Origin of the sequence: Corynebacterium belfantii (assembly GCF_041898185.1) — a bacterium.
Taxonomy (GTDB): Bacteria; Actinomycetota; Actinomycetes; order Mycobacteriales; family Mycobacteriaceae; genus Corynebacterium; species Corynebacterium belfantii.
Genome location: NZ_CP157823.1, coordinates 2,434,912 through 2,451,928, shown reverse-complemented (window position 1 = coordinate 2,451,928; position 17,017 = coordinate 2,434,912). Strand labels below are relative to the sequence as shown.

Genomic DNA, 17,017 nt, shown 5'->3' with positions numbered 1-17,017 from the left:
GAAAATCCTTCCCCTGTAATTACTGCTTGTAGCTGGCTAGGAAGTTACCCAACCGATCCATGGCCTCCGACAACTGCGAAGCCCACGGCAACGTAACCACACGGAAATGATCCGGCTTATCCCAGTTAAAGCCCGTACCCTGCACCAACAAGATCTTCTCCTGGCGCAGCAAATCAAGCATCAGCTGAGCATCATCCTTGATGTCGTAGTACTCCAAGTCGAGCTTCGGGAAGGCATACAACGCACCCATCGGCTTCACGCAGCTCACGCCAGGAATAGCGTTGAGCTTCTCCCACGTCACATTGCGCTGCTCTAGCAAACGGCCACCTTGACCCGTGAGATCGTAAATCGACTGGCGGCTACCCAACGCCACCTGGATTGTGTGCTGGCCTGGCACATTAGCGCAGAGGCGGGTGCCCGACAGCAAGTCGAGGCCCTCGATAAAACCGCGAGCATTATTCTTCGGGCCGGTGACGATCATCCAGCCAGCACGATAACCCGCCACACGATAAGCCTTAGACAAACCATTGAAAGTGATGCACAAAAGATCAGGTGCAAGAGCTGCGATGTTGGTGTGCACGGCGCCATCGTAAAGAATGCGATCGTAGATCTCATCGGCCAAAATCAGCAGATCATGCTCACGGGCAACATCAACGATCTTTTGCAAGACCTCCTTGGAATACACCGCACCGGTGGGGTTATTGGGATTAATCACCACAATGGCTTTGGTGCGCTCGGTGATCTTGGACTTGATGTCTTCGATCGACGGGTTCCAATCGTCTTCTTCATCGCACAGATAGTGCACCGGTTTGCCACCCGCAAGAGACGTTGCCGCAGTCCACAGTGGATAATCCGGCATCGGAATGAGCACCTCGTCGCCGTTGTTCAGCAGTGCTTGGGTGGTCATGGTAATCAGCTCGGATACACCATTGCCGATGTAAACATCATCTACATCAAAAGCAGGAAAACCTGGAATGACCTCGTAGCGTGTCACGATCGCACGACGTGCCGGAATGATGCCTTTCGAAGTGGAATAGCCTTGCGACGTAGGCAAGGACGCAATCATGTCACGCATGATCACATCAGGGGCCTCGAAACCAAAGATCGCAGGGTTGCCCGTGTTGAGCTTGAGGATCCGGTGCCCGTCGAGCTCCATGGCCTCTGCTTCAGCCGTCACCGGCCCACGGATTTCATACAGCACATTTTTCAACTTGTCTGACTGATCAAATATCCGTCGCGTGCGCTTGCGTGGGGCAGGGGCTGCTTGTGGAGTCTCTTTTTTGTTGTTCATCGCCCCAATGTTGCCACTTTTTTACCCCACCGGCATTAATTACCCCACCATCAGCCACGACTAATTTTGAGTGTTTAGCACTGAACACTGTTTCTCGCAGCCATCGCACACCCCTGTAGGGGTGAAAATTTGCGTGGGAAATGACACTATCTCAGGGGCAAAAATCCCAATTTCTGGTGGTACTTTCGGTTTTAAACTCGCATGCAACAGCCCGATTGGAGGAGAACTGCTATGAAAGCAGCACGGTACTACGACCAAAAAGACATCCGAATTGAAGACATTTCCGAGCAGCCACTGCTGCCAGGTACCGCCCGCATCAAAGTAGCGTGGTGTGGCATCTGCGGCACCGATTTGCACGAGTTCCTCGAAGGTCCACTGTTCGTCCCAGAACACCACCACCCGCACCCGGTCTCCGGAGAGGACTCCCCAGTGACCTTGGGGCATGAAATGTCCGGCGTAATCACAGAAGTCGCCGAGGACGTGACCGACCTAGCCGTCGGTGACCACGTAGTAGTAGAACCCTACTTGATTCACGATGATGTAGACACCTCTGAAGCCAACCCCTTCTACCATCTTTCCCGCGACATGAACTTTATTGGTCTTGCCGGTGGCGGCGGTGGCTTGAGCGAAAACATCGTGGTCAAGAGGCGCTGGATTCACAAAGTATCCCCAGAGCTGCCTCTCGACGAAGCAGCCCTCATCGAACCACTGTCTGTGGGCTATCACGCAGTGGAACGTTCTGGGTTCGGCTCCGAAGAAGCAGCCAAGGGCAAGATCGCACTCGTCGGTGGTGCTGGACCTATCGGCTTGCTTACCGCCTCAGTACTCAAGGCATTCGGCGCCACCGTGGTGATGTCGGAACTATCCCCGTTGCGTAGGAAGAAGGCACTCGATTCCGGTGCTGCCGACTATGCTCTCAACCCAGCAGAAGTGGATGTGGTTGAAGAAATTGGCAAGCTTACCGGCGGACAAGGTGCCGACGTCGCCTTCGAATGCACCTCTGTCCAAGTGGTGCTGGACACTCTCATGGACGCTGTGCGCCCAGGTGCTGTGATTGTTGTGGTGTCTATTTGGTCTAAGCGTTCCAACTTTGACATCCACAAGTTGGTGATGAAGGAGATCGACCTGCGCGGCACGATCGCCTACTCCCATGCGCATCCGAACACCATCAAGCTGGTGGAATCCGGAAAGATTAACCTCAAGCCGTTTATTACCGGAAAGATTGCGCTTCACGACATCGTGGATAAAGGTTTTGACACCTTGATTAACCACAATGAAACCGCAGTCAAGATTTTGGTATCCCCATCGGGCGAAGGCCTCTAGCTGCTACGACAACGGCACAGTCCCCCTGAGACGTTGATCCCAATCCGTCATATCAGGGGGAGGCTGTACCTTTTAATACTGTTTGATGAGCGCTTAGCGGCTCTTATCGCGGAAACGCTTGAGCGTGTCCGTTGCTAGATCCATGACAATAGAGTTCAGTTCCGCCTGCTTGCGCTTGCGCTCCGCCTTAGCGATCGCACGTTGCTGATTCTGCGAAGCCTGCAACGCGAGCAGCTGATTTTGGTGAGCTGCAGATATCTGGCGCATGCGTTGTTTCTCCAGCTGGCGGGTACTAGGTGCATACCACTGCTTGGGTCCTACCTTTAATACGTAGAGCAAGATTGCGACGATGGGGATGAGGAACATATAAAGGCCTTCCTCGGTGACTGAAGTCGCCATAACGCAAAGGACCGAGGTCAATCCCATGATCCCCGTTCGAATATTGCGGCCGCTGCGGTGTGCCTCGGACACTTCCGCTGCGGAATAGACAGCCATCGTGCCGGTTGTCGACGGCGCCTGCGCGCTGTTGACGGGGAGGTCGTCAAAAAGCTCGGATAGCTGCGACATCATTGTGGCATTGGTGACTACGTCGAGTCGCTGCTCGTAGGTGGCTAGGTCGAGGCGGCCGGCGGCGAAGTGCTCGCCGAGGTCGTCCATTGCTTGTCGGCGCTCCGCGTCACCGATGCGATAATCAGGCTGGTAGGGATCAAACATGCACTCCAAAATACCAGCCCGCGCCTCCACGCAGTATCAGGAAACACCCTGAAATAGTGGGGGGTTAGACCTTTGCTACTGCTGTGGCGGTTGTGCTTGCGGCGGCTGCGCCATTGGGGGTTGTGGCGCCGGTGGAACGGTCGCAGGCGGCACGGCTGCCGGTGGAACCGCTACCGGAGGCGTTGCCGCAGGTGGCACGGCCGCAGGCGGTACAACTACAGGCGGGACCGCCGCTGGTGGCACTGGTGTCGGTGGAACTGGAGTGGGTGGCGCGGCAACCGGGGGAGTTGCCACTGGTGGAACCGCTACCGGAGGTACTGCCGCAGGAGGCGCAGCCGCAGGTGGCACGGCCGCACCAGGAGCTGGAGTACTAGGTGGCACCGGTGTTGTTGGGGCAGCAGGAGCCGCAGGCATGGTCGGGACCGCTGGTGCTGCAGGTGCCACTGGTTTGGGCGCAGCTGGTTGAGTCTCGGGAGTTGTTGCACGCGCAAATCGGATGGGGAGATCGAGGAAGGCGCGTTCGTGAGGGGCGGGCAAGGTGCCGTCGGTGCTGATGGCGTCGCGAAGCATGGTGGCCACATCGCGGACGATGGGCGTATTTTCGGTAACGGCTTTGACGCCGTTGGTCATCATGGTGTTGCAGAAGGGGCAGCCCACGGCGATTTCGGTTGCACCGGTGGCTACTGCTTCCGCAGCTCGGTTTTCGTTAATACGGGTGCCGAGTTTTTCTTCCATGAACATGCGGGCACCGCCAGCGCCACAGCAGAAGCCTTCGTTGCGGTTGCGGTCCATTTCCACGAGTTCCATTCCGGTAACACCCAGAAGTTCGCGTGGTGGGTCGAAGATTTTGTTGTGTCGGCCGAGGAAGCACGGATCGTGGTAGGTGATCGGTGCGCGGTCTTCTGGTCGGCGCGGGACGGGGGTAAGGAGGCCTTCGCGTACCAGACGGTTCAGTAGCTGGGTGTGGTGGAAGACGTCGTAGTGCCCGTCGAAGTCGGGGTACTCGTTGCGCAGGGTGTTAAAGCAGTGCGGGCAGGTGGTGATGATTTTGCGCTGACCTTGGGGGACACCGTCAAAAACATCATCGAGGGTGGAGATATTTTCTGTGGCCAGCATTTGGAAGAGGAATTCGTTACCCGCGCGGCGAGCTGGGTCGCCGGTGCAGGTTTCGCCTTTGGAAAGTACTGCGAATTTCACTCCGGCGGTATGCAGCAGCTCGACGACGGCACGTGTGGTGCGGCGACCGTCGTCGTCAAATGCGCCGGCGCAGCCAACCCAGAACAGGTACTCCGTGTCCTCAAAGTCCGTGATGTCTTCACCAAAGACTGGTACTTCAATTCCGTCACGACGCGCCTCGTCGATCCACGTGGCGCGCTCTTGGGAGTTGCGCCCCCACGGATTGCCCTTGACCTCCAAGTTTTTAAACATTCCACCTAGCTCGGAGGGGAAATTCGACTCGGCGAGCACTTGGAAACGACGCAGGTTGGACACATGGTCGATGTGCTCAATATCCACGGGGCACTGCTCAACACAGGCACCACAGTTGGTGCACGACCACAGCACATCATCGCTGATCACACCGTTATTTCCGGCTAATGCGAGCACATCAAAGGACTCGTGGGAGGAATCAAAGTATTCGATTGCAGCATCGCGAAGATCCGTAACCAACATCTTGGGGCTCAGAGGCTTTTCTGTGTTCCATGCTGGGCACTGTTCTTGGCAGCGACCACATTCGGTACAGGTGGATACGTCGAGAAGCATCTTCCAAGGAGCGTCTTCGATAGTGCCTACGCCAAGCGTGGAATCGTCGTCAGCCGTGTCCAACGTGAGCACCTCGCCGTCGGAATATAACGGCTGCAACTTGCCCAACGCCTGCGAACCATCAGGATTGCGGCGGAAGAAAATATTGAAAAACGCCAAAAAGCGGTGCCATGCCACACCCCACGACAAATTATGGGCCACAACCACGAGCCAGATCATGCCGCTGAGTAGCTTCACCAGCGCAAACACACTCACAAGGGTGGGGCTTGCCGGAAGCACCAACGCAATAAAACGGGTCACACAATCAGCCCACACCGACGCATGCCCATAAGTTGCGATCTTGCCCGCCTTAACCAAGAGCATTCCCAAGCCCTCGACAAACACCACTGCCTCAACAAAGTAAGCGGCGGTAGCGTTTGACCCATAAAACCGTGCGAGGCGATCTCGCATACCGGTATTCAGGCGTACAGCGAACAAGAACAGCACACCCAGCACCGTGCCGAGTGCCAAAATTTCCTCGACAAAGTGATACACCGACCAATGAGAGAGCAACGGCCACCCAGAATCGGGGCGGAAGGTTTGGATGTAAGCCTCAAACCAGACGATGGAGCCGAAGAGGAAGCCGAGCATCACAAACCAGTGCGCAACCGCAACAGCTGGTTTGCGTCGAAGCTCGGTATGGAAAAATACCTCGACGAACGTTTGCCATGCGCGCCTGCCAAGTTGGTGTGTGCGGCCGGGGGAGGGCTGTCCCTGGGCCACGAACTTATACAGGTGCGCCGCCGCGCGGATGAAATAGAACCACGCGGGCGCGGACAAGACGATCCCAAGGAAACCCAGCACTGTGGTGATAGTCAGCGGCATAGCGAGTGATCACGGTCCTTTGAGGAAGTCAGTACAACTGTCGTTTCTAACCTTAAAGGGTGGCCATGACATTTCAGAAGCACACGGGTGCGCCGTGGGCCGTTGTCAGGGCTTGTTGCCAGTCGGCGAGGCTGCGACCTGTGGGAAGGTGCAGGCTGTGGCGCCATTCGGTGTGGACGATGGATCGCTTCCGTAGGATGCCAGGCAGATCGACGGCAGGCTGCGGTAAGGCGGTGAGTGCGGCGGCTACTTGCGCTTGGATTGTCAGATCGGTCGTGGCAGGGGTGATCACAGCTGCGTAGTGGGAGCTGAGTTCGGTGGTGCTGATGTCGGTGCCCACCGTGACACCTCCGATGACCTTGGTGGTCGATGTTGTGACTGATTGCAGGGGGTGCGCGATTGTTGTTTGGGCGTAGGGGCTTATACCGATGGGGGCCGGGGCGGGGTCGATGATGTCTACGTGGATGCTGCGATGGTTGTTGTGGCAGGGCATGAGCAGGTCAGCGGTGTATAGTCCGGCGGCGTTTGCGCCGATAACTGCGATGTGGAGTGGTGTAGCCATCGAGGTACCCCTTTCTGCTCATATTTCGTTGATAGACTGCCTAGTCTATCAAATCTATGCCGATAAGTACTGATCTGTCTAGTAATTTATTCGCACCTCATTCACCAAGGGGTGCCACAATAAGAAGAATGGATATACGCAACGGCCACCCTCTCATCGTGATCGCCGCCCCTGAAGAAGCAGGCGGCATGCCTGCCAGTATTCCCACCTTGATCACCGGCATCGGAACGCTCAACGCCGCCATCACCCTGACCAAGGCGCTTGTCGACGCCCACTCCCGCGGCCACCGCCCCAGCCGCATTATCAATGCCGGAACCGCCGGTAGCTTAACCCCTAACTGCTCCGGAATTTTCGAGATCGACCACGTGATCAAACACGACTTTGATCATGAAACACTAGCTGCCATTACCGGTCGCCCTTTTGCTAACCGCATTGATCTGCCTACTGTGACCTCTTTGCCCACAGCAGGGCTTGCTACTGGCGACACCTTTATTTCTGACACCGCCACCCGCGACCGCCTAGCCCAGCAGACCCAACTATGCGATATGGAAGGGTATGCCATTGTAAAAGTGGCGCAGGAATTCGGGATCCCCGTTACTTTAATTAAGCAGGTCAGCGATCATGCTGATGAATCTGCGGCCGCCAAGTGGCACGACGCCGCACGTGGCGGAGCCGCCACACTAGGGGAATGCGTAGCCCAGATTGTGTGCCTGGGCTAGAAGAAAAATCGGTCCGGCGAGTGGGGCACCATTGTGGTGGTGCTACCCAACTCGCCGGACCGATGAATATCGACGGAGCTAGCGTTGACTACTTACGGCAGTAGTTCACCGCGTTAGCGAAGATGTCTTGAACCTCCATGCCTGGGATGTTGCGCATGAGGCCGTCGCGGAAGCGCTCGGGGTGTCCCATCTTGCCAAGGATGCGACCATCTGGGGAAATGATGCCCTCAATGGCGTAGTTGGAACCGTTGGGGTTCGCAGGTGCTTCCATGGTGGGGGTGCCGTCGGAATCCACGTATTGGAATGCCACCTGACCTGCGCTAAACAGTGCTTGCGCTTCCTTTTCGGATACTACGAAGCGGCCTTCGCCGTGAGAAACCGGCATGAGGTGCTGCTGTCCGAGTGCGAAGGTTCCTAGCCATGGGGAGGCTACGGAGCTGACGCGGGTAGTTACGATACGCGAGACGTGTCGCAGTTGACGGTTGTGTGCCAACGTTGGGGATTCTGCGGTCATCTTGGCGGGGTCGCCGTATGGCAGGAATCCACTCTTGACCAGTGCTTGGAAGCCGTTGCAGATACCGAGGACGAGGCCGTCGCGATCCACGAAGTCCTTGACCGCTGTGGCTACGGCGTCGGAGCGTAGGAAGGCTGCCATGAATTTTGCGGAGCCGTCTGGTTCGTCGCCGAGGGAGAATCCACCGGAGAACGCCAAGATGTTGGCGGATTGCAGCTTGGTGATAAACGCTTCTGTGTCAGCAGCCATCATCTCCGAGTTGAGGTTTCGAATGATGTGGAATTCGGTGGTGGCACCTGCTGCTTCGAAGGCCTCTGCTATGTCGTATTCGGAGTTGGTGCCTGGGAATACTGGCAGCAACACGTGCACGGCTTTGTCGCTGGCGGAGGCGTTGGCTTCGACAGAATCCGAATCCGCCTTGGGTAGAGCGGTTGCAAAATCTGGGAGGACGTCTACGTCTGCGGTGGTTACGTTGAGGGGGTAGACCTCGCGGTAGTCGCGCTCCAGGGTGTCAAGTGCGTCGGCGATGGTGAAGGTTTCTTCGCCGAAGGCGATCTCGCCGGATGGGTTGGTGTGACCGATGAGTTGGGCGTCGGCAAGCTCGACTGCGGTGCCGGCCGGGACCGCGAATACGAGGCCACCGAGGGCTGCGTTGGTGGTGGCGGTGCCCTGGAATCCGAGTTCGTTGCCGAGCAGCATGTTCACTATGGTGGCGCCGAGTCCACCTGGGATGATGGGGGAGGCTGCCGAGAGGGTGCCGGTGGCGGCGAGGTCATGGAAGGCGTCGAAGTTGGCGCGGAGTTGCTCGTAGTTGGCTTCGCCGGTTTCCAGCGGGGTGTGGGCGAGGTGGTAGACGTCGAATTCGCCGCTTGGGATGGCGGCGCTGAGGGTACGGCGTGCGTCCATGGTTGCGACTGCGAAGGTGACCAGCGTTGCGGGAACGTGCAGCTCATCGCCGTAGGTGCCACTCATGGAGTCCTTGCCGCCGATGGCAGCTACTTCGAAGGCGTCTTGTGCTTCAAGAAGGCCTAGGAGTGCCTGGGTTACTTCGCCCCAGAGTTCTGGTTTTTGGTCGAGGCGCTGGAAGTATTCTTGGACGGACAGCCATGCGCCGCGTGCGTTGGCACCGGTGGCGACGAGTCGGCTGAGTGCTTCGACGACGGAGTAGGAGCCCATGAGGTAGGGGGAGACGTCGGCGAGCTCTGGGCTGAATCCGTAGGTCATGACCGATGCGGTGTGGGATCCGCCTGGTACTGGGAAGGTTTGTACGGATGCGAGTTCGTCGGTCTTTTGGGTGCGACCGCCGTAAGGCATGAGTACGGTGGAGCGTCCGACGGTGGCGTCGAATTGTTCGACCATGCCTTCTTGGGAGCCGTGGCGGGTCAAGGATTCGAGGACGGTTGCTGGCTGAGCAGGCTTTTCGACGTCTCCTGTATCGCGCATTTCTACGCTCTGGGAGCGTGCTGCGCCGTTGGTTTCGAGGAATTCGCGAGAGAGGTCGAGGACTACGTCCTCACCGAGGAACATGCGCAGGCGTCCGCTGTCGGTGACGGTGGCGAGCTCTACGGCCTCGATGTTTTCGGTTGCGGCTGCTTCGATGAAGGCGGCTGCGTCTTCTGGGCGCACGACGACTGCCATGCGTTCCTGGGACTCGGAGATGGCGATTTCGCGGGCGTTAAGGCCGGTGTATTTCAGTGGTACACGATCCAAGTGGATGTCGATGCTGTCGGTGAGTTCGCCGACTGCGACGGATACGCCACCTGCGCCGAAGTCATTGCAGCGCACGATCATTTGGGCGATTTCTGGTCGGCGGAATAGGCGTTGGATCTTGCGTTCGTTGACGGGGTTGCCCTTTTGGACTTCCGCACCCGAGCGTGCCAAGGATTCTTCGTCGTGTGCCTTGGAGGATCCGGTGGCTCCGCCCACGCCGTCGCGTCCGGTGCGACCACCGAGGATGATCACGACGTCGCCTGGTTGTGGCTCTAGGCGCTTGACGTTTTCTTGTGGTGCGGCTGCAACAACGGCACCGAGTTCCATGTGCTTGGCAACGTAACCTGGATGAATTAGCTCACGGACGCTCGTGGTTGCCAGACCGATCTGGTTGCCGTAGCTGGAGTAGCCGTGGGTTGCGCGGGCACTGATGTCTGCCTGGGGCAGTTTGCCGTCGATCGTTTCGGTGCGTGGGGTGTTGATGTCACCGGCGCCGGAGATGCGCATTGCTTGGTAAACCCAGGAGCGGCCGGATAGTGGGTCGCGGATTGCACCACCGAGGCAGGTGGATGCGCCACCGAATGGTTCGATTTCGGTGGGGTGGTTGTGGGTTTCGTTTTTGAACATCAGCAGCCAAGGCTTGTCGCCTTCTGGGGTGTCCACGTCAACGTACACGGAGCAGGCGTTGATTTCTTCGCTGACTTCTTGATCGGTCATGGTTCCGTTGCGACGTAGCTCACGGCCCATGATGGTGCCCAAGTCCATGAGTGTGCGTGGCTTATGAGTGCGACCGTTGGCCTCGCGGAGTTCGTCGTAACGCTTCAGTGCGCGGTCGAGCTGGGCACCGTAACGACTGCTGGAGTTGGTGATCTCCGTCAATTCAGTATTAAAGGTGGTGTGGCGGCAGTGATCGGACCAGTAGGTGTCCAGTGCTGCCAGTTCAACCTCGGTGGGGATGCGGCCTTCGGTGCGGAAGTATTCCTGAATAAGCTTCAGGTCTGCCAAGCTCATGGCCATGCCTTCGCTGACCAGCAAGGCGCCCAAGCCAGCATCGTCGAGCTCAGAGAAATCTGGGTACTGCTTGAGTGGGGCGATGTCGCCCATGGATGGTGCGCGCAGTACGTCGAGGTTTTTCTCGCCTGCTTCGACGGGGTTAATGAGGTAGTCGCGGATGTTGGCGAATGCCTCTTCGGTTAGGTCGCTGAATATATAGAGTTCGCCGGAGGTCACACGTGCGTTGGTGTGGGGATTGAGCAGTCGTAGTGCTTGTTCGGCTGCGTCGGCGCGCTGGTCGTATTGGCCAGGTAGTGGTTCGACTGCGAGATGAGCCGCTGCTTGTTCGATGATGGTGTCGAGCTCAGCTGTAGTGAGTACGGTGTCCACCTTGGCGTCGCTGACCACGGAGTTTGTCAGGGCGGTGATGTCTGCTTCGGTGGCGTCGAAGACGTCGTAGACATTGATGATCTGGACGTCGGTGAGGTCAACGCCTTCTAGGTTGTTGAGGGAACGCAATAGTGCGCGCTCCTCGTCGCGGAAGTCGGGTGAGCGGCGAATGGCAAGACGCGCGTCCATAACGATGGTGCACCTTTCAGTAGGGTTCCTCGAATGCCTTTATAGAACTACGCAAAAGTCTAAGTTACGGCCGCAATAAACCCAGCGCCTGTTATAACCAGTACGGTTTTCGCGGGATTGTCCGCTTATCGACGTATCCCGCAGGGTGTTTTCCTTTCCTCAACGTTAAAAACCTGTTGTGACCTGTGGAGTTGTGTCAACAGGTCGTGGTGTGTACATTTAATCAAGTCGCCGCGACCGACACCGCCCCTTACATGAGTGAGAGTAGGCGGGAGGAAAACAAGCTGGTCGGCAAGAATACAAGTAATTTTCCGCTAGGCATCATTAGTTAATGATGGTGTGTGGTGGTGTGATTGTGTTGTTTGAGAACTCAATAGTGTGCCAATGTACTTTTGGTTCCCATCTTTTTATGGGGTGGGGATCGGATAAGAAAAAGATATATGCAATGATGATGAACGTGATGTTGTCATACGGCCGGCAAGTGTGCCATGGCTTGTAAATAACATGATGGTTATTGTGAATTGTTGTGTTGGTGGTCATGATTATTTTTCCTCGTCAAAGGGATGATGGCCACGTTTTTGATAGAGCAAATCATTATTTTTTATTTTTTTGCCAGTCGCAGGCAATGTTGTGTTGTTTGTGGTGGTTTTTAGCCAGTTGGTTGGGCTTGTTCCAGCTTAAAAGGGTTGGTCTTTTGACTGATTTTTTATGGAGAGTTTGATCCTGGCTCAGGACGAACGCTGGCGGCGTGCTTAACACATGCAAGTCGAACGGAAAGGCCTAGCTTGCTAGGTACTCGAGTGGCGAACGGGTGAGTAACACGTGGGTGATCTGCCTCGTACTTCGGGATAAGCCTGGGAAACTGGGTCTAATACTGGATAGGACCATGCTTTAGTGTGTGTGGTGGAAAGTTTTTTCGGTACGAGATGAGCCCGCGGCCTATCAGCTTGTTGGTGGGGTAATGGCCTACCAAGGCGTCGACGGGTAGCCGGCCTGAGAGGGTGGACGGCCACATTGGGACTGAGATACGGCCCAGACTCCTACGGGAGGCAGCAGTGGGGAATATTGCACAATGGGCGCAAGCCTGATGCAGCGACGCCGCGTGGGGGATGACGGCCTTCGGGTTGTAAACCTCTTTCGCTAGGGACGAAGCTTTTGTGACGGTACCTAGATAAGAAGCACCGGCTAACTACGTGCCAGCAGCCGCGGTAATACGTAGGGTGCGAGCGTTGTCCGGAATTACTGGGCGTAAAGAGCTCGTAGGTGGTTTGTCGCGTCGTCTGTGAAATTCCGGGGCTTAACTCCGGGCGTGCAGGCGATACGGGCATAACTTGAGTGCTGTAGGGGAGACTGGAATTCCTGGTGTAGCGGTGGAATGCGCAGATATCAGGAGGAACACCGATGGCGAAGGCAGGTCTCTGGGCAGTAACTGACGCTGAGGAGCGAAAGCATGGGGAGCGAACAGGATTAGATACCCTGGTAGTCCATGCCGTAAACGGTGGGCGCTAGGTGTGAGGGTCTTCCACGACTTTCGTGCCGTAGCTAACGCATTAAGCGCCCCGCCTGGGGAGTACGGCCGCAAGGCTAAAACTCAAAGGAATTGACGGGGGCCCGCACAAGCGGCGGAGCATGTGGATTAATTCGATGCAACGCGAAGAACCTTACCTGGGCTTGACATATGCAGGATCGGCGTAGAGATACGTTTTCCCTTGTGGTCTGTATACAGGTGGTGCATGGTTGTCGTCAGCTCGTGTCGTGAGATGTTGGGTTAAGTCCCGCAACGAGCGCAACCCTTGTCTTATGTTGCCAGCATGTTATGGTGGGGACTCATGAGAGACTGCCGGGGTTAACTCGGAGGAAGGTGGGGATGACGTCAAATCATCATGCCCCTTATGTCCAGGGCTTCACACATGCTACAATGGTCGGTACAACGCGCTGCGAGCCTGTGAGGGTGAGCGAATCGCTGAAAGCCGGCCTCAGTTCGGATTGGGGTCTGCAACTCGACCCCATGAAGTCGGAGTCGCTAGTAATCGCAGATCAGCAACGCTGCGGTGAATACGTTCCCGGGCCTTGTACACACCGCCCGTCACGTCATGAAAGTTGGTAACACCCGAAGCCAGTGGCCTAACCTTTGTGGGAGGAGCTGTCGAAGGTGGGATCGGCGATTGGGACGAAGTCGTAACAAGGTAGCCGTACCGGAAGGTGCGGCTGGATCACCTCCTTTCTAAGGAGTTTTTATTGTTGGGTGACAGTTGTTGCCTGTTGTTTTTTGTATCCGGGTGGATGCGTGTGACCCATGATGGTTTTTTCTCGCGCTGTGTGGTGTGAGGGTGTTGTGGTTGTTGTGTTTGTGGTTGTTGTGTGTTTTTTCTTGTTTGTGTGTGTTGGTGCGCTGTTGGGTGTCTGGGGCAACGTGGTTGTTCTGGTTGATCACTCACGTGGTTTTGTGTGGTGTGGCTGGTTGTGTGCTGGTTGTGCTGTCATGGGACCTTGTGGTTGGTGTGTTGTGTGAGAACTGTATAGTGGACGCGAGTAATCTTTATTCTTTAATTGTTCTTGGTGTTTTTGTTTGTTACATGTGTGTTGTTTGTGAAGGGCACACGGTGGATGCCTGGGCATTATGAGCCGATGAAGGACGTGTAAGGCCGCGATAGGCCTCGGGGAGTTGCCAATAGAGCGTTGATCCGAGGGTGTCCGAATGGGGAAACCTGGCCATGGTTATGTGTGGTTACCCATCAGTGAATGTATAGCTGGTGTGGGGGTGACGCGGGGAAGTGAAACATCTTAGTACCCGTAGGAGAAGAAAATAATTAATGATTCTGCTAGTAGTGGCGAACGAACGTGGATGAGGCTAAACCGTATGCGTGTGATACCTGGCAGGGGTTGCGTGTGTGGTGTTGTGGGGCGTTGTTGGAGGAGGCTGCCGGCTCCTCGCTTGTGTATGTGTGTGTTAGCGGAAGTGGTTTGGAATGGCCTGCCGTAGTGGGTGAGAGTCCCGTACGTGAAAGTGCATGCATGTGAGTGGATGATGTTCCCGAGTAGCAGCGGGCTCGTGGAATCTGCTGTGAATCTGCCGGGACCACCCGGTAAGCCTAAATACTTATGATGACCGATAGCGGATTAGTACCGTGAGGGAATGGTGAAAAGTACCCCGGGAGGGGAGTGAAATAGTACCTGAAACCGTGTGCTTACAATCCGTCAGAGCCTTTTTTGTGGGGTGATGGCGTGCCTTTTGAAGAATGAGCCTGCGAGTCAGCGGCATGTCGCGAGGTTAACCCGTGTGGGGTAGTCGTAGCGAAAGCGAATCCTAATGAGGGTGTTTGTTAGTGGCATGTTCTGGACCCGAAGCGGGGTGATCTACCCATGGCCAGTGTGAAGCAGCTGTAAGAGGTTGTGGAGGCGCGAACCCACTTAGGTTGAAAACTGAGGGGATGAGCTGTGGGTAGGGGTGAAAGGCCAATCAAACTCCGTGATAGCTGGTTCTCCCCGAAATGCATTTAGGTGCAGCGTTGTGTGTTTCTTGCTGGAGGTAGAGCTACTGGTTGGTTGAGCGGGACTACAATCTTAGCAATGTCAGCCAAACTCCGAATGCCGGTAATGTTAAGCATGGCAGTGAGACTGCGGGGGATAAGCTCCGTTGGTCGAGAGGGAAACAGCCCAGATCGCCGGTTAAGGCCCCTAAGGGTGTACTAAGTGGAAAAGGATGTGGGATCGCGAAGACAGCCAGGAGGTTGGCTTAGAAGCAGCCATCCTTGAAAGAGTGCGTAATAGCTCACTGGTCGAGTGGTTCTGCGCCGACAATGTAGTGGGGCTCAAGTACACCGCCGAAGCCGCGGCAGTCAGCATTTTTTGTTGGTTGGGTAGGGGAGCGTCGTGCACTGCTGTGAAGCACCTGGGTGACTTGATGGTGTGGAGTGTGTGCGAGTGAGAATGCAGGCATGAGTAACGAATGAAAAGTGGAAAACTTTTCCGCCGGATGACTAAGGGTTCCTGGGTTAAGCTAATCTTCCCAGGGTGAGTCGGGACCTAAGGCGAGGCCGACAGGCGTAGTCGATGGATAACCAGTTGATATTCTGGTACCCGTGTATGTGCGCCCAGTGGTGAATCAGTGGTACTAACCATCCATGGATCTTCTGGTCATGCTTTTTGTGTGGTTGGTGGTGATGTGCGTGGGATCTTCGTTGGTAGTAGCCAAGTGATGGGGTGACGCAGTGAGGTAGCTGAGCCATGTAGTGGATTGTGGTGTAAGCGTGTGGCCCGTGGCATAGGTAAATCCGTGTCGCATAGTGGGTGAGGCGTGATGCGTAGACCTTTGTGGTTGATGTTGGTGATCCTGTACTGTCGAGAAAAGCCTCTAGCGAGTGCATATATGGCCCGTACCCATAACCGACACAGGTGGTCAGGTAGAGAATACTAAGGCGATCGGGTGAACTGTGGTTAAGGAACTCGGCAAATTGCCCCCGTAACTTCGGGAGAAGGGGGACCATTGCTGGTGACCGACGTGGTTGAGCTGGTGGTGGTCGCAGAGAATAGAGGGAAGCGACTGTTTATTAAAAACACAGGTCCGTGCGAAAACGTGGAAGTTGATGTATACGGACTGACGCCTGCCCGGTGCTGGAAGGTTAAGAGGACCTGTTAGGGCATTGTTGTCCGAAGCGGAGAATTTAAGCCCCAGTAAACGGCGGTGGTAACTATAACCATCCTAAGGTAGCGAAATTCCTTGTCGGGTAAGTTCCGACCTGCACGAATGGCGTAACGACTTCCCTGCTGTCTCAACCACAGGCCCGGTGAAATTGCAGTACGAGTAAAGATGCTCGTTACGCGCGGCAGGACGAAAAGACCCCGGGACCTTCACTATAGCTTGGTATTGGTGTTTGGTTCGGTTTGTGTAGGATAGGTGGGAGACTGTGAAGTGGTCACGCTAGTGGTTGTGGAGTCGAAAGTTGAAATACCACTCTGATCGGATTGAGCACCTTAACCTTGGCCCATGATCTGGGTTGGGGACAGTGCCTGGTGGGTAGTTTAACTGGGGCGGTTGCCTCCTAAAATGTAACGGAGGCGCCCAAAGGTTCCCTCAGCCTGGTTGGCAATCAGGTGGTGAGTGTAAGTGCACAAGGGAGCTTGACTGTGAGACTGACAGGTCGAGCAGGGACGAAAGTCGGGACTAGTGATCCGGCATCTACTTGTGGAAGTGGTGTCGCTCAACGGATAAAAGGTACCCCGGGGATAACAGGCTGATCTTCCCCAAGAGTCCATATCGACGGGATGGTTTGGCACCTCGATGTCGGCTCGTCGCATCCTGGGGCTGGAGTAGGTCCCAAGGGTTGGGCTGTTCGCCCATTAAAGCGGCACGCGAGCTGGGTTTAGAACGTCGTGAGACAGTTCGGTCTCTATCCGCCGCGCGCGTTGAAACTTGAAGAAGGCTGTCCCTAGTACGAGAGGACCGGGACGGACGTACCTCTAGTGTGCCAGTTGTCACGCCAGTGGCAGGGCTGGTTGGCTACGTACGGGAGGGATAACCGCTGAAAGCATCTAAGCGGGAAGCCTGTTTTGAGATGAGGTTTCTTTTGAGGTTCCCTCTAGACTAGGGGGTTGATAGGCCAGATCTGGAAGCGTAGTAATGCGTTAAGGTGACTGGTACTAATATGACCGAGTAATAACATTGTGTAACGAGCAAAAAGAATAATAAAGCATTATGGACATCTCACCCCTTTTTTTTGTGTGGGTGATGGTTTGAATGAATAAAAGTGTTGCTTGCGTCTGCTGTGCAGTGTCTGGCATGGCATGCCTGTCGCCGTGGGTGGTTGGTTGTGTGTGTTGGTGGTTATTGTGTCGGGGGTACGCCCGGTCCCTTTCCGAACCCGGAAGCTAAGCCCGATTGCGCTGATGGTACTGCACCTGGGAGGGTGTGGGAGAGTAGGTCGCTGCCAACCTAAAACTTAAAAAATAATATGGGGTTGTGGTGGCGTGAAACATTATGTGTGTTT

At 55.8% G+C, this 17,017-nt stretch carries 7 protein-coding genes and 3 rRNA genes; 5 read left to right on the top strand and 5 right to left on the bottom strand.

All coding sequences use genetic code 11. From position 1 onward, the window contains the following. Window positions 1-19 precede the first annotated feature (19 nt). Window positions 20-1,291, bottom strand: a complete 1,272-nt coding sequence (locus ABMV07_RS12220; protein ID WP_374064650.1) for a pyridoxal phosphate-dependent aminotransferase — start codon at window positions 1,289-1,291, stop codon at window positions 20-22. 231 nt (window positions 1,292-1,522) lie between these two features. Here ABMV07_RS12220 and ABMV07_RS12215 point away from each other — a divergent pair, with 231 nt between their 5' ends. Next, entirely contained in the window at window positions 1,523-2,614 is a 1,092-nt protein-coding gene (locus ABMV07_RS12215; protein ID WP_196977873.1) for a 2,3-butanediol dehydrogenase, read from the top strand. A 93-nt stretch (window positions 2,615-2,707) separates the two neighbouring features. On the opposite strand, the gene ABMV07_RS12210 is transcribed toward ABMV07_RS12215, so the two are convergent. The 3 genes from ABMV07_RS12210 to ABMV07_RS12200 form a co-directional block, all read right to left on the bottom strand. Further along, window positions 2,708-3,358, bottom strand: coding sequence for a DUF1707 domain-containing protein (locus ABMV07_RS12210; RefSeq protein WP_196977874.1), 651 nt, complete (start codon window positions 3,356-3,358; stop codon window positions 2,708-2,710). A 45-nt stretch (window positions 3,359-3,403) separates the two neighbouring features. Then, the gene (locus ABMV07_RS12205; RefSeq protein ID WP_374064649.1) at window positions 3,404-5,953 is read right to left on the bottom strand and encodes a (Fe-S)-binding protein; all 2,550 of its coding nucleotides are present in this window, start codon (window positions 5,951-5,953) and stop codon (window positions 3,404-3,406) included. A gap of 73 nt (window positions 5,954-6,026) precedes the next feature. Next, entirely contained in the window at window positions 6,027-6,515 is a 489-nt protein-coding gene (locus ABMV07_RS12200; RefSeq protein ID WP_374064648.1) for an oxidoreductase, read from the bottom strand. Window positions 6,516-6,643: 128 nt separating this feature from the next. Between ABMV07_RS12200 and ABMV07_RS12195 the strand changes: the two genes are divergently transcribed. Then, window positions 6,644-7,234, top strand: coding sequence for a nucleosidase (locus ABMV07_RS12195; protein ID WP_374064647.1), 591 nt, complete (start codon window positions 6,644-6,646; stop codon window positions 7,232-7,234). 88 nt (window positions 7,235-7,322) lie between these two features. Here the strand turns inward: ABMV07_RS12195 and ABMV07_RS12190 are convergent, their stop codons facing one another. Continuing rightward, on the bottom strand, window positions 7,323-11,030 hold the full coding sequence (locus ABMV07_RS12190; RefSeq protein WP_374064646.1) for a phosphoribosylformylglycinamidine synthase: 3,708 nt from the start codon (window positions 11,028-11,030) through the stop codon (window positions 7,323-7,325). Between the two features lie 705 nt (window positions 11,031-11,735). Here ABMV07_RS12190 and ABMV07_RS12185 point away from each other — a divergent pair. From ABMV07_RS12185 to rrf, 3 genes are all read left to right on the top strand, one after another. After that, window positions 11,736-13,254, top strand: a 16S ribosomal RNA gene (locus ABMV07_RS12185). A 356-nt stretch (window positions 13,255-13,610) separates the two neighbouring features. Then, a 23S ribosomal RNA gene (locus tag ABMV07_RS12180) occupies window positions 13,611-16,695 on the top strand. Between the two features lie 151 nt (window positions 16,696-16,846). Continuing rightward, window positions 16,847-16,963, top strand: a 5S ribosomal RNA gene (gene rrf / locus ABMV07_RS12175). The 16S, 23S and 5S rRNA genes sit together here, the layout of an rRNA operon. Window positions 16,964-17,017 lie beyond the last annotated feature (54 nt).